17 protein-coding genes are annotated in these 16,545 nt (G+C 64.8%); 9 read left to right on the forward strand and 8 right to left on the reverse strand.

The window, feature by feature from the left end; translation table 11 throughout:
• Positions 1 to 108: 108 nt before the first annotated feature.
• A complete protein-coding gene (locus NGM28_RS14085) occupies positions 109 to 486 on the reverse strand; it encodes a hypothetical protein (RefSeq protein ID WP_011532826.1) in 378 nt (125 codons plus the stop codon).
• Positions 487 to 929: 443 nt separating this feature from the next.
• Between NGM28_RS14085 and NGM28_RS14090 the strand changes: the two genes are divergently transcribed.
• The 5 genes from NGM28_RS14090 to NGM28_RS14110 all read left to right on the forward strand — a co-directional run bounded on the left by NGM28_RS14090 (position 930) and on the right by NGM28_RS14110 (position 7,234).
• Positions 930 to 2,387, forward strand: a complete 1,458-nt coding sequence (locus tag NGM28_RS14090; RefSeq protein ID WP_240065808.1) for a serralysin family metalloprotease — start codon at positions 930 to 932, stop codon at positions 2,385 to 2,387.
• 53 nt (positions 2,388 to 2,440) lie between these two features.
• On the forward strand, positions 2,441 to 2,818 hold the full coding sequence (locus NGM28_RS14095; protein ID WP_240065809.1) for an AprI/Inh family metalloprotease inhibitor: 378 nt from the start codon (positions 2,441 to 2,443) through the stop codon (positions 2,816 to 2,818).
• Positions 2,819 to 2,863: 45 nt separating this feature from the next.
• On the forward strand, positions 2,864 to 4,585 hold the full coding sequence (locus NGM28_RS14100) for a type I secretion system permease/ATPase (protein WP_240065810.1): 1,722 nt from the start codon (positions 2,864 to 2,866) through the stop codon (positions 4,583 to 4,585).
• Complete coding sequence (locus NGM28_RS14105; protein WP_252090539.1) at positions 4,582 to 5,874, forward strand: HlyD family type I secretion periplasmic adaptor subunit; 1,293 nt, start codon at positions 4,582 to 4,584, stop codon at positions 5,872 to 5,874. Before NGM28_RS14100 ends, NGM28_RS14105 begins: the two co-directional genes overlap by 4 nt.
• Before the next feature lie 79 nt (positions 5,875 to 5,953).
• Entirely contained in the window at positions 5,954 to 7,234 is a 1,281-nt protein-coding gene (locus tag NGM28_RS14110; RefSeq protein ID WP_240065860.1) for a TolC family outer membrane protein, read from the forward strand.
• Between the two features lie 108 nt (positions 7,235 to 7,342).
• Here NGM28_RS14110 and NGM28_RS14115 read toward each other — a convergent pair whose 3' ends face one another.
• The gene (locus NGM28_RS14115; RefSeq protein ID WP_252090540.1) at positions 7,343 to 8,536 is read right to left on the reverse strand and encodes an MFS transporter; all 1,194 of its coding nucleotides are present in this window, start codon (positions 8,534 to 8,536) and stop codon (positions 7,343 to 7,345) included.
• Between the two features lie 108 nt (positions 8,537 to 8,644).
• Here NGM28_RS14115 and NGM28_RS14120 point away from each other — a divergent pair, with 108 nt between their 5' ends.
• The gene (locus NGM28_RS14120) at positions 8,645 to 9,526 is read left to right on the forward strand and encodes a LysR family transcriptional regulator (RefSeq protein ID WP_252090541.1); all 882 of its coding nucleotides are present in this window, start codon (positions 8,645 to 8,647) and stop codon (positions 9,524 to 9,526) included.
• 70 nt (positions 9,527 to 9,596) lie between these two features.
• On the opposite strand, the gene NGM28_RS14125 is transcribed toward NGM28_RS14120, so the two are convergent.
• Entirely contained in the window at positions 9,597 to 10,346 is a 750-nt protein-coding gene (locus NGM28_RS14125; RefSeq protein WP_252090542.1) for a 3-oxoacyl-ACP reductase family protein, read from the reverse strand.
• Between the two features lie 124 nt (positions 10,347 to 10,470).
• On the opposite strand from NGM28_RS14125, the gene NGM28_RS14130 reads away from it, so the two are divergent.
• Positions 10,471 to 11,403, forward strand: coding sequence for a LysR family transcriptional regulator (locus NGM28_RS14130; RefSeq protein ID WP_240065815.1), 933 nt, complete (start codon positions 10,471 to 10,473; stop codon positions 11,401 to 11,403).
• Between the two features lie 107 nt (positions 11,404 to 11,510).
• Here NGM28_RS14130 and NGM28_RS14135 read toward each other — a convergent pair whose 3' ends face one another.
• Positions 11,511 to 11,993, reverse strand: a complete 483-nt coding sequence (locus tag NGM28_RS14135; protein ID WP_252090543.1) for a GreA/GreB family elongation factor — start codon at positions 11,991 to 11,993, stop codon at positions 11,511 to 11,513.
• Positions 11,994 to 11,995: 2 nt separating this feature from the next.
• On the reverse strand, positions 11,996 to 12,394 hold the full coding sequence (locus NGM28_RS14140) for a hypothetical protein (protein WP_252090544.1): 399 nt from the start codon (positions 12,392 to 12,394) through the stop codon (positions 11,996 to 11,998).
• 124 nt (positions 12,395 to 12,518) lie between these two features.
• Between NGM28_RS14140 and earP the strand changes: the two genes are divergently transcribed.
• The gene (gene earP, locus NGM28_RS14145) at positions 12,519 to 13,652 is read left to right on the forward strand and encodes an elongation factor P maturation arginine rhamnosyltransferase EarP (RefSeq protein ID WP_252090545.1); all 1,134 of its coding nucleotides are present in this window, start codon (positions 12,519 to 12,521) and stop codon (positions 13,650 to 13,652) included.
• Between the two features lie 48 nt (positions 13,653 to 13,700).
• Positions 13,701 to 14,270 carry an elongation factor P gene (efp, locus tag NGM28_RS14150; RefSeq protein WP_060483780.1) on the forward strand — a complete coding sequence of 190 codons (570 nt, stop codon included), beginning with the start codon at positions 13,701 to 13,703 and terminating at the stop codon, positions 14,268 to 14,270.
• A 234-nt stretch (positions 14,271 to 14,504) separates the two neighbouring features.
• Here the strand turns inward: efp and NGM28_RS14155 are convergent, their stop codons facing one another.
• From NGM28_RS14155 to NGM28_RS14165, 3 genes are all read right to left on the reverse strand, one after another.
• The gene (locus tag NGM28_RS14155) at positions 14,505 to 14,933 is read right to left on the reverse strand and encodes an organic hydroperoxide resistance protein (RefSeq protein ID WP_240065819.1); all 429 of its coding nucleotides are present in this window, start codon (positions 14,931 to 14,933) and stop codon (positions 14,505 to 14,507) included.
• Between the two features lie 130 nt (positions 14,934 to 15,063).
• On the reverse strand, positions 15,064 to 15,519 hold the full coding sequence (locus tag NGM28_RS14160; RefSeq protein ID WP_240065820.1) for a MarR family winged helix-turn-helix transcriptional regulator: 456 nt from the start codon (positions 15,517 to 15,519) through the stop codon (positions 15,064 to 15,066).
• Positions 15,520 to 15,574: 55 nt separating this feature from the next.
• A complete protein-coding gene (locus NGM28_RS14165; protein ID WP_213660120.1) occupies positions 15,575 to 16,531 on the reverse strand; it encodes a LysR family transcriptional regulator in 957 nt (318 codons plus the stop codon).
• Positions 16,532 to 16,545 lie beyond the last annotated feature (14 nt).

A 16,545-nucleotide genomic window follows, 5' to 3' on the forward strand; every position in this document is an offset into this window, starting at 1 on the left:
ATTCTGTAGGAGCGGCTTTAGCCGCGATGCAGGCAATACGTTGCCTGGCACCCGCTTTGCGGGTGATCGCGGCTAAAGCCGCTCCTACAGAACGAGGTGGCTGCGGACTCAGGCCGCAGCCGGACGCTGATGCTTGCGCCAGTTGTCGTCGATCTTCGACCAGGTCTTGCCATCGGTGATGGCCATCAGCTTGCGTCCATCCTTGAACGTGGCGACGAAGGTGACTTCGTCCTCCTTGCCGCCGAGCAGCAGCCCGGCGAGCAGACCGACCGGGCCGGCCACCAGCGCCCCGGCCACGCCCCAACCCAGGGCGCTGCCCAGGCTGCGGGTCGATTCGAGGTTGGCCAACCTGAGGTCCTTGATGCGGGTGAGTGAAATACGCTCGCCTGGCGAGGGGCTGCGTGGGGTCTTGAGTGTGAGCGCTCCATTGCGATACTCGCCTTCACCTTGCAAGAAATCGCCGGATTGCACCGTGAGTCTTGTCATTGTGTCGTCCTGTCAGGGAGGGGCTGTGACCAACGCCTACTGAGCGCCAGGGGCGTTGACAAGTCAACGGCCAGGCGACGGAGGGTCGTGCGGCGGGTTGTCACGTAGTTAAGCGCCTAGAACGAAGCCGCGATTGAGATGTTCAAGCGAAAGTCGCATTTTCGAAAGTAAACTTCGATTCGGTGACCAATTAGTCATCGATTCATTAATAGAACTAATGGTTGTATCAGCCGGGGCCGGTATAGCGCAGCTCCGAGAAAAAAGTACGGATCAGTGACCGTGTTCGAAAACGAAAAAATGAAGCCAAAAAAGGCTGGACAGGTAGTTTCAACATGTGTCAGTTTTTTTGCGCCGCATAAAGGCGAGTGACAGGACGCTCTCGCCAAGTTGGGAAACTCCTGTCTGACATCAACTGCTTTTTTGTAAACAAGGAAGTAATCTGCATGTCGAAAGTCAAAGAAAGCGCTATTGTTTCGGCCGTTTCCGCACTGCAACCGAAGGGTCCGAGCTCTTCCTTCGGCCAGATTGATAGTTTTGCCCACCAGTACGATCGCGGCGGCGCGAAAATCAATGGCAAGAAGTCCTTCACGGCCGACCAGGCCGCCGATCACATCCTGCGTGATGGCGCCTACTGGAAGGACCTGAACAAGGATGGCACGATCAGCTTCTCGTACACCTTCCTGACCAAGGCTCCTGCCGACTTCTACACGCGCAAGCTGGGCACGTTCAGCCAGTTCAGCGACCTGCAGAAAGAGCAGGCCAAGCTCTCCATGCAGTCCTGGGCGGACGTGGCCAAGGTCACCTTCACCGAGGCCGCATCGGGCGGTGACGGCCACATGACCTTCGGCAACTTCAGCGCGAGCAACGGTGGCGCGGCGTTCGCCTACCTGCCGTTCGACACCCCGGGCTCGCACAAGGGTGAATCCTGGTACCTGATCAACAACAGCTACCAGGTCAACACCACCCCGGGTACCGGCAACTACGGGCGTCAAACCCTGACCCACGAAATCGGCCACGTGCTCGGCCTGTCCCACCCCGGCGACTACAACGCCGGCCAGGGCAACCCGACCTACGCCGACGCCGATTACGCCCAGGACACCCGTGGCTACAGCGTCATGAGCTATTGGAGCGAAAGCAACAACGGGCAGAACTTCGTCAAGGGCGGCGGGCAGTACTACGCCTCGGCCCCGCTGATGGACGACATCCTGGCGATCCAGAAGCTGTACGGCGCCAACTATGCCACCCGTGCCAGCGACACCACCTACGGCTTCAACTCCACCGCTGATCGCGACTTCTACTCGGCCACCTCGGCCTCGTCGAAGCTGGTCTTCTCGGTATGGGACGGTGGCGGCAACGACACCTTCGACTTCTCCGGGTTCACCCAGAACCAGAAGATCAACCTCAACGAAGCGTCGTTCTCCGATGTTGGCGGCATGATCGGCAACGTGTCCATCGCCAAGGGCGTGACCATCGAAAACGCCTTCGGCGGTTCGGGTAACGACCTGCTGATCGGCAACGCGCTGGCCAACGTGCTCAAGGGTGGTGCCGGCAACGACATCATCTACGGCGGTGGCGGTGCCGACCAGCTGTGGGGTGGCACTGGCGCGGACACCTTCGTGTTTGGCGCTATCAGCGATTCCACCAAGGCTGCGCCGGACCGGATCATGGACTTCACCTCGGGTCAGGACAAGATCGACCTGTCGGCGATTTCCGCGTTCGCCGTGAACAAGCTGCCGCTGCAGTTCGTCAACGCCTTCACCGGCCATGCCGGCGAAGCCGTGCTGAGCTACGACCAGGGCACCAACCTGGGCAGCCTGTCCATCGACTTCACTGGGAACAGCTCGGCTGACTTCCTGGTGACCACCGTTGGCCAGGCCGCTGTCACCGACATCGTGGTCTGATGTACGTGGGGGCGGCGCGCAAGCGTCGCCCCTTCTGCCGACGAGGTGGACGGATGCGAACGTTGCAACGAATCTTCGCGCTGGCCGCGATCCCATTGATGTTGATGACCGAGGTAGGTATGGCGAGCAGCCTGCTACTCCCCAACGCCGCGCAACTGGCCGGGCGTTGGCAGCTTTACCCCGAACAACAAAAGGCACAGGCCTGCGACCTGCGCCTGGCAGCCAGCGAAGGCAAGCTGGACGGCGACCTGGCGTGCGCCGAGCGCCTGCTGGGCCTGCGCCCCGGCAGCTGGCTGGTGACCCCCGACACCCTGGCCCTGGTGGGCGGCGACGGCAGCACCGTGGTGCACTTCAGTCGCGAAGGCGCCCAGCGTTACGGCTGGACCACGCCAAGCGGCACTCAACTGGTGCTTGAGCGCCTGGACAACTAAACCCGGCCCGGCACTTTCGAGCGGCCGGGTTTAAAAGGGCGAAACATGAAACTACCGAGCAGGAAGCCCGGGGCGCCCTTGTGGGCAGCGCTCGGCGAACATAAGTCGACGTTGATCAGCGTTGGCTGTTTTACGGCCTTGATCAATATCCTGATGCTGGTGCCGTCTATTTATATGCTTCAAGTGTACGACCGTGTACTGAGTTCGCAGAGCACCACAACTTTGTGGGTACTCACCTTGATGGTCGTCGGCTTCTTTGTATATATCGGCGCACTCGAAGCCGTGCGCAGTTTCATTGTTATCCGGGTGGGTAACCAGCTGGAAAAAAGTTTCAACCTGAATGTCTACCGCGCCGCCTTCGAACGCAACTTGCGCCATCGCGATGGCGCGGCCGGGCAGGCCCTGGGTGACCTCACGCAACTGCGCCAGTTCGTCACCGGCCCTGCGTTGTTCGCCTTCTTCGACGCCCCGTGGTTCCCCATCTACCTGGCGGTGATCTTTGCCTTCAACGTCTGGCTGGGGGTCATGGCCACGGTCGGCGCGCTGCTGCTGATCGCCCTGGCCGTACTCAACGAGCGCCTCACCCACAAGACCCTGGTCGAAGCCAGTGGCATCCAGCAGCAATCGACGCTGTTGGCCGGCAGCCAGTTGCAGAGCGCCGAGAGCATCCAGGCCATGGGCATGCTCGCGGCCCTGCGTCGGCGTTGGTTCGACCTGCACGGGCGTTTCCTTGACCTGCAGAACAAGGCCAGCGACACCTCGGCGGTGATCACCGCCACCAGCAAAGGCCTGCGCCTGTGCCTGCAGTCGCTGGTGCTGGGCCTGGGCGCCCTGCTGGTGATCGAGGGGCAGATGACCCCCGGCATGATGATCGCCGGTTCCATCCTGATGGGCCGGGTGCTCGCGCCGATCGACCAGTTGATCGCCGTGTGGAAGCAGTGGAGCGGCGCCCAGCTGGCCTACCAGCGCCTGGACAGCTTGCTGCGCGACCACCCTGAAGCGCCTGTGCCGATGCCGCTGCCGATACCGACCGGGCAGTTGACCGTGGAGCAGATGAGCGCCGCGCCCCCCGGGCGCACCCAGGCCACGTTGCAGCAAGTGCATTTCCAGCTCGAGCCCGGTGAGTTGCTGGGCGTGCTCGGTGCCTCGGGCTCCGGCAAGTCAACCCTGGCCAAGGTCCTGGTGGGCGTCTGGCCTACCTTGGGCGGGCATGTGCGCCTGGACGGCGCCGAGCTCGATCAATGGGATCGCGAGGCCCTGGGGCCGCATATCGGCTACCTACCGCAGAACATCGAACTGCTGCGCGGCAGCATCGCCGAGAACATTGCCCGCTTTGGCGAGCTGGACGGCCACAAGGTGGTCGAGGCGGCGCGCCTGGCGGGGGTGCATGAGTTGATCCTGCGCCTGCCCAAGGGCTACGACACGCGCCTGGGCGAAGATGGCGGCGACCTCTCCGGTGGCCAGAAACAGCGCATTGCCCTGGCCCGGGCGTTATACGGCAACCCGTGCCTGATCGTGCTCGACGAACCCAACTCCAACCTCGACAGCCCCGGCGAGGCGGCCCTGGCCAACGCCATCCTCCAACTCAAGGCCCTGGGCCGCACCGTGGTGCTGGTGACCCACCGCAGCTCGGCGCTGGGCCAGGCCGACAAGCTGCTGGTGATGAACGAAGGCCGTATGCAGGGCTTCGGCCCGGCGCGCGACATTCTCCACGCGCTCGGCCAGGCGCCGGCGCAACGACCGCTGCAGGCCGGAGGTGGCGCATGAGCCGGCATGAACGTGACGCGCGCTTCCATGTGCGCCTGGGCTGGGTGCTGACGCTGGTCGGCTTCGGTGGCTTCATGGCCTGGGCCAGCCTGGCCCCGCTCGACCAAGGGGTGCCGGTGCAAGGCACCGTGGTGGTCTCGGGCAAGCGCAAGGCGGTGCAGTCCATGGCCGGTGGCGTGGTCAGCCGGATCCTGGTCAGCGAGGGCCAGCAGGTACGCCAGGGCGAACCGCTGTTCCGCCTCGACCGCACCCAGGTACAGGCCGATGTCGACGCGCTGCAGGCCCAGTACCGCATGACCCGCGCCAGCCTGGCGCGCTGGCAGAGCGAACGCGACAACCTCGGGCAGGTACAGTTTCCCGCCGACCTGGTCGAGGATGCCGACGCCAAACTCGGCTTGATCCTGGAAGGCCAGCGCCAGCTGTTCGACAGCCGCCGCCAGGTCCAGGCGCGTGAGCAGGGCGCCTTGGCCGCCAGCATCGATGGCTCCCAGGCCCAGCTGGCCGGTATGCGCCGTGCCCGCAGCGACCTGCAGGCCCAGGCCGACTCGTTGCGCGAGCAACTGGACAACCTGCGCCCGCTGGCGGGCGACGGCTACATCCCGCGCAACCGCGTGCTGGAGTACCAGCGCCAGCTGTCCCAGGTGCAGCGCGACCTGGCGCAGAACGCCGGCGAGAGCGCGCGGCTGGAGCAGGTGATCGTCGAGTCGCGGCTGAACCTTGCACAACGTCGCGAGGAATACCAGAAAGAGGTGCGTACGCAACTGGCCGAGGCCCAGGTCAAGGCCGCCACCCTGGAGCAACAGCTCAACTCGGCACGCTTCGAGTTGCAACACAGCGAAATCCAGGCGCCGGCCGACGGCATCGCGGTGAACCTTGGCGTACACACCGAAGGCGCTGTCGTGCGCCCCGGCGACACGTTGCTCGAGATCGTGCCACAAGGCACCGCGCTGGAAGTGGAAGGGCGCCTGCCGGTCAACCTGGTGGACAAGGTTGCGCCGCAGTTGCCGGTGGACATCCTGTTCACCGCCTTCAACCAGAACCGCACACCGCGGGTCACGGGGGAGGTGGCGCTGGTGTCGGCCGACCAGTTGATCGACGAGCGCAGCGGCCAGCCGTACTACGTGTTGCGCAGTACCGTCAGCGAAGAAGCGCTGGCGCGCCTGCAAGGGCTGGCGATCCGCCCTGGCATGCCGGCGGAGCTGTTCGTGCGCACCGGCGAACGTTCGCTGCTCAACTACCTGTTCAAACCCCTGCTCGACCGCGCAGGCACTGCTTTGACCGAAGAATAAGGACCGCCCAGTGAAGAAGTTCCCACTGATCGGGCTGCTGGCAGCCTGTGCCTGGCTGCCGGTGGCCACCCAGGCGGCCATGGGGCCGTTCCAGATCTACGAGCAGGCGCTGCGCCGCGACCCGACCTACCTGGCTGCGTTCAAGGCCCAGCAGGCCGGCCAGGAATACCGCGCCATCGGCCGCGCCGGCCTGCTGCCGACCCTGAACTACAACTACAACAAGGGCCGCAACGACTCCAAGGTGAAGTACCTGGGGGATTCGCGCCGCCAGGAAGAAGACCGCAACTACAACAGCATGGGCTCCAGCTTCATCCTCCAGCAGCCGCTGTTCGACTACGAAGCCTATTCGGCCTACCGCAAGGGCGTGGCCCAGGCGCTGTTCGCCGATGAAACCTTCCGCGACCAGAGCCAGCAGTTGCTGGTGCGGGTGATGACCAGCTACACCCAGGCCTTGTTCGCCGAGGACCAGATTGGCATCAGCGTGGCCAGCAAGCAGGCCTACCGCCAGCAGTTCCAGCAGAACCAGCGGCTGTTCGACGCCGGCGAGGGGACCCGCACCGACATCCTCGAAGCCCAGGCCCGCTACGAGCTGGCCGATGCCGAGGAGATCCAGGCGCGCAACAACCAGGATGCCGCCCTGCGCGAGCTGGGTGCGCTGATCGGCGAACCGGCCGTGCGCGTCGAGGACCTGGCACCGCTGCGTGTCGGCTTTGCCCTGCCGATGGTCGACCCGACGGGGTACGGTGCCTGGCAGGAGCGTGCCCTGGCCAACAACCCGCAACTGGCCTCGTCACGCCAGGCCCTGGATGTGGCGCGCTACGAAGTGGAGCGCAACCGTGCCGGGCACTTGCCCAGGGTCACGGCCTTCGCCACTTCGCGGCGCCAGGAGTCGGACAGCGGCAACACCTACAACCAGCGCTACGACACCAACACCGTGGGGATCGAGGTCAGCGTGCCGATCTTCGCCGGTGGCGGGGTGTCGGCCTCGACGCGCCAGGCCAGCCGGCACCTGGAGCAGGCCGAATACGAACTGGACGGGCAGACCCGCAGCACCCTGATCGAGCTGCGCAAGCAGTACAACGCCTGCGAGTCGGGCGCCAGCCGCCTGCGCGCCTATGAACGGGCGCTGGTGGCGGCGGAGGCGCTGGTGGTGTCGACCCGCAAGAGCGTGCAAGGCGGCGAGCGAGTCAACCTGGACGTGCTCAACGCCGAACAGCAGCTGGCCACCACCCGGCGCGACCTGGCCCAGGCGCGGTATGACTACCTGCTGGCGTGGATCAAGCTGCACTACGAGGCGGGGGTATTGAGCGAGACGCAGCTGGCGCGGGTAGATGAGGCGTTTCTGGGTGGCAGGTCCTGAAGAGGAACCTGTAGGAGCGGCTTCAGCCGCGATGCATGCAACGCGGTATCTGCCACCCGCTTTGCGGGTGATCGCGGCTAAAGCCGCTCCTACGGAGGCTATGTCAGCTCAATGGGCTGCGCTGGGCGCCACCTTCACCCGCCTGCGCTCCGCCAGCCCCCACACCACCAACGCCAAGGCACCGATCAGCAGCCCGGCGGCGACGATCCCCATCCAGCCATGCACTTCGAACAGCTGCGTTCCCAGCAACGAACCCAGTGCGCCGCCGATGAAGTAGCAGGTGATGTACCCGGCATTGAGCCGCGTCCGCGCTTCGGGGCGCAGCGCGATCACCGCATTCTGGTTGCTCACATGGATCAACTGCACCGCCAGGTCCAGCACCAGCACGCCCACCAGCAGCGCCACCAGCGAGCTTTGTGCAAAGCCCAGCGGCACCCACGCCAGCAACAGCGCCACGAGCCCCACCGTGGTTCCCAGCGCGCCCTTGCCACGGTCGGCCAGGCGCCCGGCCCAGTTGGCCGCCAGCGCGCCCACCGCGCCGGCCAGGCCGAACAGGCCGATCACCGCGTCGGAGTAGTGGTAGGGCTCGCTGCTCAGCAGGAACGCCAGCGGTGTCCAGAACAGGGCGAACAGGCTGAACGCCAACAGCCCAAGCAGCGAGCGCAGGCGCAGCACCGGCTCTTCGACGAACAGCCGGAACACCGAACCGATCAGCGCTGGGTACTTCAGGCCGGCATGGCTGTGGTGTTGCGGCAGGCTGCGGTACAGCGCCAGCGCGGTGATCGCCATCAGCACCGCAGCCAGTACGTAGATGCTGCGCCAGCCGCCCAGCTCGGCCATGAAACCGGCGGCGGTGCGGGCCAGCAGGATGCCCAGCAGCAGGCCGCTCATCAGCGTGCCCACTGCACGGCCGTGTTGTTCCGGGGCGCTGAGGGCGGCGGCCAGCGGCACCAGCACCTGCGCCACCACGGAGAACAGGCCGGTCAGCGCCGTGCCAAGGATCAGCCATGGCAGGCTCGGCGCGCAGGCGCTGATCACCAGGCCCACGGTGGCGATCAGCACCATGGTCACGATCAGCCGGCGCTGTTCGAACAGGTCGCCCAGCGGTGCCAGCAACAGCAGGCCGGCGCCGTAGCTCAGTTGCGCGGCGATCACGATGGTGCCAGCGCTGGCGGTGCTCAACCCGAACTGCTCGGCAATGCTGTGCAGCAAGGGTTGGGCGTAGTAGTTGCTGGCCACGGCCAGGCCGGTGGCGGTGGCCATCAGCAGGATCAGGGCACGACTCAATGTCGGGGAGTTCATGGGCAGTCTCGTTGCAGGCAAGGTGGAATGTGGCCAAGTATCAGGAAGTATCAGGCATGACACCAATGTATAGTTTTCACGTTATTCATCTCGAAAGCAGATAGAACGATGAATTTGAAGCAGCTTGAGTACGCCCTGGCCGTGGCCGACACCGGCAGCTTCACCCGCGCCGCCGAGCGCTGCCATGTGGTGCAGTCGGCGCTCAGCCATCAGGTGGCCCGGCTGGAGGCGCAGTTGAATGTCAGCCTGTTCGAGCGCAGTTCGCGTCGGGTACGGCTGACACCCGCTGGCGAGGCCTTCGTGCTCAGCGCCCGGCCAGCGGTCGAGGCCGCCCGGCGCATCGCCGATGATGTGGCCGCAGCATGCGGGCAGGTGCGTGGGCGTCTGTCGATCGGTGAGATCAGTTCGCTGACCGCCCTGGATCTGGTCGACCTGCTGGCGGTATTCCACCGTCAATATCCGGATGTGGACGTGCGCTGGCTCACGGCCAAGAGTGAACTGCTGATGGCGGACGTCTGCGAACGGCGGCTGGATGTGGGCTTCGTCGGCCTGTGGCAAGGCGAGGTGTTGCACGGCGTGCAGCATCGCCTGCTGGCGCGGGAAGAGCTGGTGGCGGTGTTGCCGACGGCGCACCGGCTGGCCGGCGCTGCGCAATTGACCCTGGCCGATTTGGTCGACGAGGTGCTGGTGGACTTTCCCGAAGGCACCGGCGCGCGGCGGCAGACCGACGAAGCGTTCCAGGCGGTGGGGGTGACGCGTCGGGTGCAGTTCGAGATCGGCCATATTCGCCTGGTGGAAAAGTTCGTCCAGCGCGGCATGGCCGTGGGGCTGGTGCCGGAGCGGATCGCCCGGGGGTTCGAAGGGGTGGCCATGGTGCGCTTGCTGGATGCGCCGGTGCGGCACCTGTATGCGGTGTGGTCGCCCAGCCCGACACCGGCGGCGCGGGCGTTTCTCGAGGTGATGGAGCAGCGCCTCGTGGCAAGTCATTGAGTGGGTTCGCCGGCAAGCCGGCTCCTACGGGATAGGCTGTAGGAGCCGGCTTGCCGGCGAACTGGCACTGTCAGGCGGCGAATCCACCATCGGCCGTCAAACTGGCGCCAGTGATATACCCCGCCTCAGGCCCCGCCAGGTACGCCACGAAACTGGCAATTTCCTCGACCTTGCCATAGCGCCCGATGGCCATCAGCGGGATCAGGCTGTCGGCGAATTCGCCCTTGGCCGGGTTCATGTCGGTATCGACCGGCCCGGGCTGGACGTTGTTCACGGTGATGCCCTGCGGCCCCAGGTCGCGTGCCAGGCCCCGGGTCAGGCCGACCAGCGCCGACTTGCTCATGGCATACGGCGCGCCACCGGCAAAGGGCATGCGCTCGGCGTTGGTGCTGCCGATGTTGATGATCCGGCCACCCTTGCCCATGTGTTTTACCGCCGCCTGGGTGGCGACGAACACACTGCGCACGTTGACCGCCAGCAGGCGATCGAAGTCGTCCAGGTCGAATTCGGCCACCGGCGCCACGGCCAGCACACCGGCGTTGTTGACCAGGATGTCGAGGCCGCCGAAGGCCTTGACGGTATCGGCCACCGCTTGCTGCACCGCACCGGTATCGGCGCTGTCGGCGCGCAGGGCCAAGGCCTGGCCGCCTGCGTTGATGATCTCGCCGGCCAGGGCTTCGGCGGTCTGGGCGGAGCTTACGTAGGTGAAGGCGACCTTGGCGCCGTCCTGGGCCAGGCGGCGGACGATGGCCGCGCCGATACCACGGGAACCGCCCTGGACGAGGGCCACTTTGCCGCTGAGGGGAAGTTGCTGGGACATGCTGATCTCCTGCGTTCAAGCAAGGCCGGATGCCTTGGATGGGGGCAGTATCCGCCCAGGATTACCTGCTGATAAGATCGCAATCACGATCATCAGAGTAAACCTTTGGTTGTGAATGAGTGCCATGGAATCCTTCAGCAGTCTTGAATGCTTCATCCGCAGCGCCGAAGTCGGCAGCTTCGCCGAGGCCGCCCGACGCTTGTCGCTGACCCCGGCCGCCGTGGGCAAGAACGTCGCGCAACTAGAGGCGCGCCTGGGGGTGCGGCTGTTCCAGCGCAGCACCCGCAAGCTCACCCTGACCGAAGCCGGGCAGCGCTTCCTGGGGGAGGTGAGCGACAGTTTCCGCACCATCCAGTACGCCGTCGCCAACCTGGCCAGCGCCGAAGGCCAGCCGGCCGGGTTGCTGCGGGTGAGCATGGGCACGGTGTTCGGGCGGCTGTACGTGTTGCCGCTGCTGGGCGAGTTCTTGCGTCGTTACCCGGCGATCACCCCGGACTGGCACTTCGACAACCGTCAGGTAGACCTGATCGGGCAAGGCTTCGACGCCGCCATCGGCGGTGGTTTCGAGCTGCCGCTGGGGGTGGTGGCGCGCAAGCTGACCCCGGCGCACCGGGTGCTGGTGGCGGCGCCGGGCTATTTGCAGCGGCACGCCCAGATCGACCATCCCCAGGCATTGCAGGCCCACGCCGGTATCCTCATCCGCTCGCCGCAGACCGGGCGGGTGCGCGCCTGGCCGTTGACCAGCCGTTGGCAGGAGCAGTGCCCGCTGCAATTGCCGCAGAGCATGACCATGAGCGACTCCGACGCCGCTTGCGCCGTGGCCGAGCAGGGGTTGGGCATTGCCTTGGTGAGCTTGCCGTTTGCCGTCCCTTACCTCACCGCCGGGCGGCTGAGCCGGGTGTTGCCTGACTGGTACGTGGATGATGGCAACATCAGCCTGTATTACGCCGAGCACAAGCTGCTGCCGGGCAAGACCCGGGCGTTCATCGATTTCGTGGCGGAGCAGTTCGCCGAGCAGGGGCTGGCGGAGCGGTTCAACGCGTTACAGCCCCTGTGACCCTGTAGGAGCCAGCCTTGCTGGCGATGCAAGGCGCAGCCATTGCCAATGGAATGGCCATCGGCCGGTTCGCCAGCAAGGCTGGCTCCTACAGAGGGGCGCGGTGTTTAGGTGACTTCGATGATGAGCTGGGTCTGGGTGATGCCGTTCACCATCAGGCTTACCTCGTCATCTATTCGTTTGCCGACCAACTGCTGCCCCAGCGGCGCCCGCGGGGTGATCACCGTCACCAGCGAGTCACCCTCGCCAATCTTCAGCCCGGCGCCTTCCGGCCCGAGGAACAACTGACGCTGCTGGCCGTTTTCGTCTTCCAGCGTCACCAGGCAACCAATCTGGATCCCCCGCGCCGGCTCGTAATCACGTAGAACCATTTGCTGGTAGGTCAACAGCGCCTGGCGGATCTCGGCGGTACGCCGGGCTTGCCCGGTGGCCAGGTACGACGCCTCCAGCCCCAGGGTGTCGTACTTGTTCTCGGCGATATTCTCTTTGGCGGTGGCTGCCTCGTAGGCGGTCTGGGCGGCGTGGCGCAGCACCTCCATGTCGTGTTCGAGGGTGGCGATGATGCGCGGGAGCAGGCAGGCCTTGTCCATGGTCAGTAGCAGAACTCCAGCACGTTGGCCTGGCTCTTGTCGGTCGGCGCGGTGCGGTTCTGTTGCAGCCAGAACTGGCATTTGGGGTTGTTCAGGTTGCGCGGGCTGCCCTGGGCTGCATCGGCGGCCTGTTGCAGTTCCTGCTTGTGCAGGATGTCCTTGTAGTGCTCGAACATTTCCGTCTGGGCATCCACCGGCTGGGCTGGCGTCGAGGCCGGCGCGGGCTGAATGAAGGCAGGGGCGACAGCCTGGGCTACGGGTTGCGCCTGTTCAGGCCACAAGCGCAAGGCCAACCACAGGCTCAGGGCGATGGCCACGGCCCCCAGCCACAGGCCGAAGGCGACGCACAGGATCAGTTGCGCGGGTTTCAGGGTGATCTTCAGTTCGCGGGGGCGGGGCATGACAGCCTCCTGGCAGGCGGTTCGGTGGCGGCATTGTCGCATGGGTGCGAGGATATTTTGCTTTTGTCCGCGCGTAATTATCCGCAGAATCCGCGGTCTTTTTCGCAGGTAACGGAACGTGGCGATGAAAACCACCTGGGACATCTTCTGCACCGTCGTCGACAATTTCGGCGATATCGGCGTGACCTGGCGCCTGGCCAGGCAGTTGGTGGCCGAGCATGACCTTGCCGTGCGCCTGTGGGTGGACGACCTGGCGGCCTTCGCGCGGCTGTGCCCCGAGGCCGACACGGAGGTGGGCAGGCAATGGCAGCAAGGTGTCGAAGTCTGCCATTGGCCAACCGAATGGCAGGCCGCCACACCGGCCCAGGTGGTGGTGGGCGCGTTTGCCTGCCAATTGCCCGAGGGGTACGTCGAAGCAATGGCCAGGCAGCCCAAGCCGCCGTTGTGGCTGAACCTGGACTACCTCAGCGCCGAAGACTGGGTGGAGGGCTGCCATGGGCTGCCGTCACCCCAGGCCAATGGGCTGCGCAAGACCTTCTTCTTCCCGGGCTTCACCGAGCGTACCGGTGGTTTGTTGCGCGAGGCTTCATTGCTGCCGCGCTGCGAGCTATTCCGGCAGGAGCCTGGAGAGCGGGAGAATTTCCTGGCCGGGCTGGGCATCCAGGCCCAGGCAGATGCCCGGTTGATTTCGCTGTTCGCCTATGAGAATCCGCAACTGGGCAATTGGCTCGACGTGCTGGTGGCCGATGTGCATCCCACCCATCTGCTGGTTCCTCAAGGGCGCATCCTGGGTGACCTCGGCCAATGGCTGGGCGAGTCGGAGCTGCCCGTGGGCGCGGTACATCGGCGTGGCGCGTTGACCGTGCAGGTGTTGCCGTTCGTCAGCCAGGACGACTACGACCGACTGCTGTGGAGCTGCGATTTCAACGCCGTGCGCGGCGAGGATTCGTTCGTGCGCGCGCAATGGGCCGGCGTGCCGATGCTGTGGCACATCTATATCCAGGAAGAGAATGCCCACTGGGAAAAACTCGAGGCGTTCATGACCCTGTATCGCGCCGGATTGTCCGAGGCCGCCAGCCAGGCCCTGGCCGGCTTGTGGCGGGCCTGGAACATGGATCGGCCCATGGGGCAGGCCTGGCAAGCCTTGCAGCCGCACTGGCAAGAACTGCGCCAGCATGCCCGCCAGTGGTGCGCGGCGCAGGCCGCTCAGCCGGACCTTGCCACGAAGCTGGTGCAGTTTTACCGAAATTCGCTATGATACGCGGCCTCGATTTTTATAAATCCATCCAGATTCGGATACTTCGTAATGAAAACTGGTAAAGAACTGAAACCCGGTACCGTTCTGCGCATCGATAACGATCCGTGGCTGGTTCAGAAAGCTGAATTCACCAAGTCGGGCCGTAACAGCGCGATCATGAAGACCAAGCTGAAGAACCTGCTGACCGGCTACAAGACCGAAACCGTATACGGTGCGGACGACAAGCTGGACGACGTGATCCTGGATCGCAAAGAAGCGACCCTGTCGTTCATCAGCGGTGACTCGTACACCTTCATGGACACCACCGACTACACCATGTACGAACTGAACGCCGAAGACATCGACGCCGTTCTGCCGTACATCGAAGAAGGCATGGAAGACATCTGCGAAGCCGTCTTCTTCGAAGGCCGCCTGGTATCGGTAGAACTGCCGACCACCATCAGCCGTCAGGTTGTCTACACCGAGAACGCCGCCCGTGGCGACACCTCCGGCAAGGTCATGAAGCCTGCCAAGCTGAAGAACGGTACCGAGATTTCGGTTGCCGACTTCATCCAGATCGACGAGTGGATCGACATCGACACTCGCGACAACAGCTTCAAGGGCCGTTCCAAGAAGTAATTGCTTCTTGCGATGAGCACGAAAAACCCGGCCTTGGCCGGGTTTTTTTGTGTCTGAATTCAGGGGAGACACATTCCCTGTAGGAGCGGCCTTGTGCCGCGAAAGGGGCGCGAAGCGCCCCTGGCGATGGTGCAAGTAACTCGTCATCCACTATCTAGTTTTGGTTTGCGAATGCCGGGGCCGCCTTGCGGCCCTTTCGCGGCACAAGGCCGCTCCTACAGGGCTTGCTTCCTGTTACACGGTCACATGCAAGCGCACATCCACGTTGCCGCGGGTGGCATTGGAATAAGGGCAGACCTTGTGCGCCTTTTCCACCAGCCCTTCGGCGTCGGCCTGGGCCAGCCCCGGCAGGTTGATGTGCAGGTCGATGTCCAGCCCGAAGCCGCCCGGAATCTGCCCGATACCCACATTGGCGGTGATCGAGGCATCGGCCGGCAGAGCCTTCTTCTCCTGGCCAGCCACAAACTTCAGCGCGCCGATGAAGCAGGCCGAGTAACCGGCGGCGAACATCTGCTCAGGGTTGGTGCCTTCACCGCCCGCGCCGCCGAGTTCCTTGGGCGTACTCAGCTTGACCTCCAGCTTGCCGTCGCTGGAGCGGGATTTACCGTCGCGACCGCCAGTGGAGGTGGCTTCTGCGATGTACAGCGGAGTGACCTTTTGCATCTTGAGCCTCGCTTATGTGCTGTGCGCCTGGGGCGCTGAGTGGGTACGAAATTAAATTAGCACGCAATTATTTAGTGCGCAAGATAATTCTTCGGCCATTCGTCGAAACAGCCAGTTCACAGCATAGCCGTCAGAGGTTTTCTTGCAGGTGCGCGCGCAGGGCCAGCAGGTCGGCCTGGAGTTTTCGCAGCTGCTCAGCGCTGTGGCCGCTGGCCTGCAGGATGCAATGGGGCACGCGACGGGCTTCGGCCTGCAAGGCCCGGCCTTTGTCGGTCAGTTGCACCAGCACCACGCGTTCGTCCTCGCGGCTGCGGCTGCGCTTGAGCAGGCCTTCGCCTTCCAGGCGCTTGAGCAGCGGCGTCAGCGAACCTGGGTCGGTGAGCAGGCGTTGGCTGATCTCGCCCACGGTCAGCCCGTCCTGTTCCCACAGCACGAGCATGGCCAGGTATTGCGGGTAGGTCAGGCCCAGGGCTTGCAGCAGGGGCTTGTAGACCTTGGTCATCAGCAGCGAGGTGGAGTGCAGGGCAAAGCAGACCTGGTTGTCCAGCAGCAGCTCGGCGCAGGGGGCTTGGGTGTCGGCGTTCATGCAGGTCCTTGAGTCGTCTGAGTTGTAAAATCTAGCACGCGAATGTCTTGCGCGCTCATTGCCAGCGCAGCTCGCTGCGCAGGGCCAGGTCCCAGGGGGGCACCGGGCTGAATCGGCTCTTGAGGAATTCGAGCAGCAAGCGGCTGCGAGAGTTCGTTTCATGTTCCAGGCGCAGGGCATAGATGCCACTGGTTTCCGGTTCGGGCAAACCGTTGTCGCAGAACAGCGGAATCAACTCACCGCGCAGCAGGTAGTCGCTGATCAGCCAGGTGGGCAGGTGGGCGACACCCAGCCCGGCCAGGGCGCCGAACAGCAAGGTCTCGGCATTGTTGGCGGCCATGCGCATGCGCGCCGGGCGATACAGGCGCACCTGGCCGTCGATGCTGAAGCGCCAGGCGAAGGGCGGGGCCAGCCCGTCCCAGTCGAGGCCGTCATGCCCGGGCAGTTCACTGGGGCAGGCCGGCACACCGCGGCTGGCCAGGTAGGCGGGGCTGGCGCAGGCGATGCGCACCATGTAGGCCAGCGGCGTGGCGACCAGGCGGGTGTCGGCCAGGGGACCGGCGCGCAGCACCAGGTCGACCTCGCCCAGGTGGCTGCCATGCAGGTCGACGAAGCTGTCGATCAGGCGCAGTTGCACGTCGAGCCCGGGGTAGGCCACCAGGAAGTCGGCGATCGCCGGGGCCAGGTGGCGGCGGCCAAAGGCCGCAGGGGCGTCAATGCGGATCAGCCCTTCGGGGGCGTTGCTCAACGACACCGCCTCGGCGCGGGCCAGGCGCAATTCCTCGATGATGCGCCGGGCCCGTTCGGCGAAGGCATTGCCTGCCGGGGTCGCCCGTACGGCATGGGTGCTGCGCGAGAACAGCCGGCTGCCCACGGCGCTTTCCAGGTTGTCGATGCGCCGGGCCACGGCGGAGGGGGTCAGCGGATGACGCCGGGCCGCGGCGGAGAAGCTGCCGGTCTCCAGTACGTCGAGAAACAGGCTCAGTTGTTCGGTGAGGATATCGGGGCTCATGGATTTGCCTATGC

This window comes from Pseudomonas sp. MWU13-3659, assembly GCF_023757525.1.
GTDB classification, from domain to species: domain Bacteria; phylum Pseudomonadota; class Gammaproteobacteria; order Pseudomonadales; family Pseudomonadaceae; genus Aquipseudomonas; species Aquipseudomonas entomophila_E.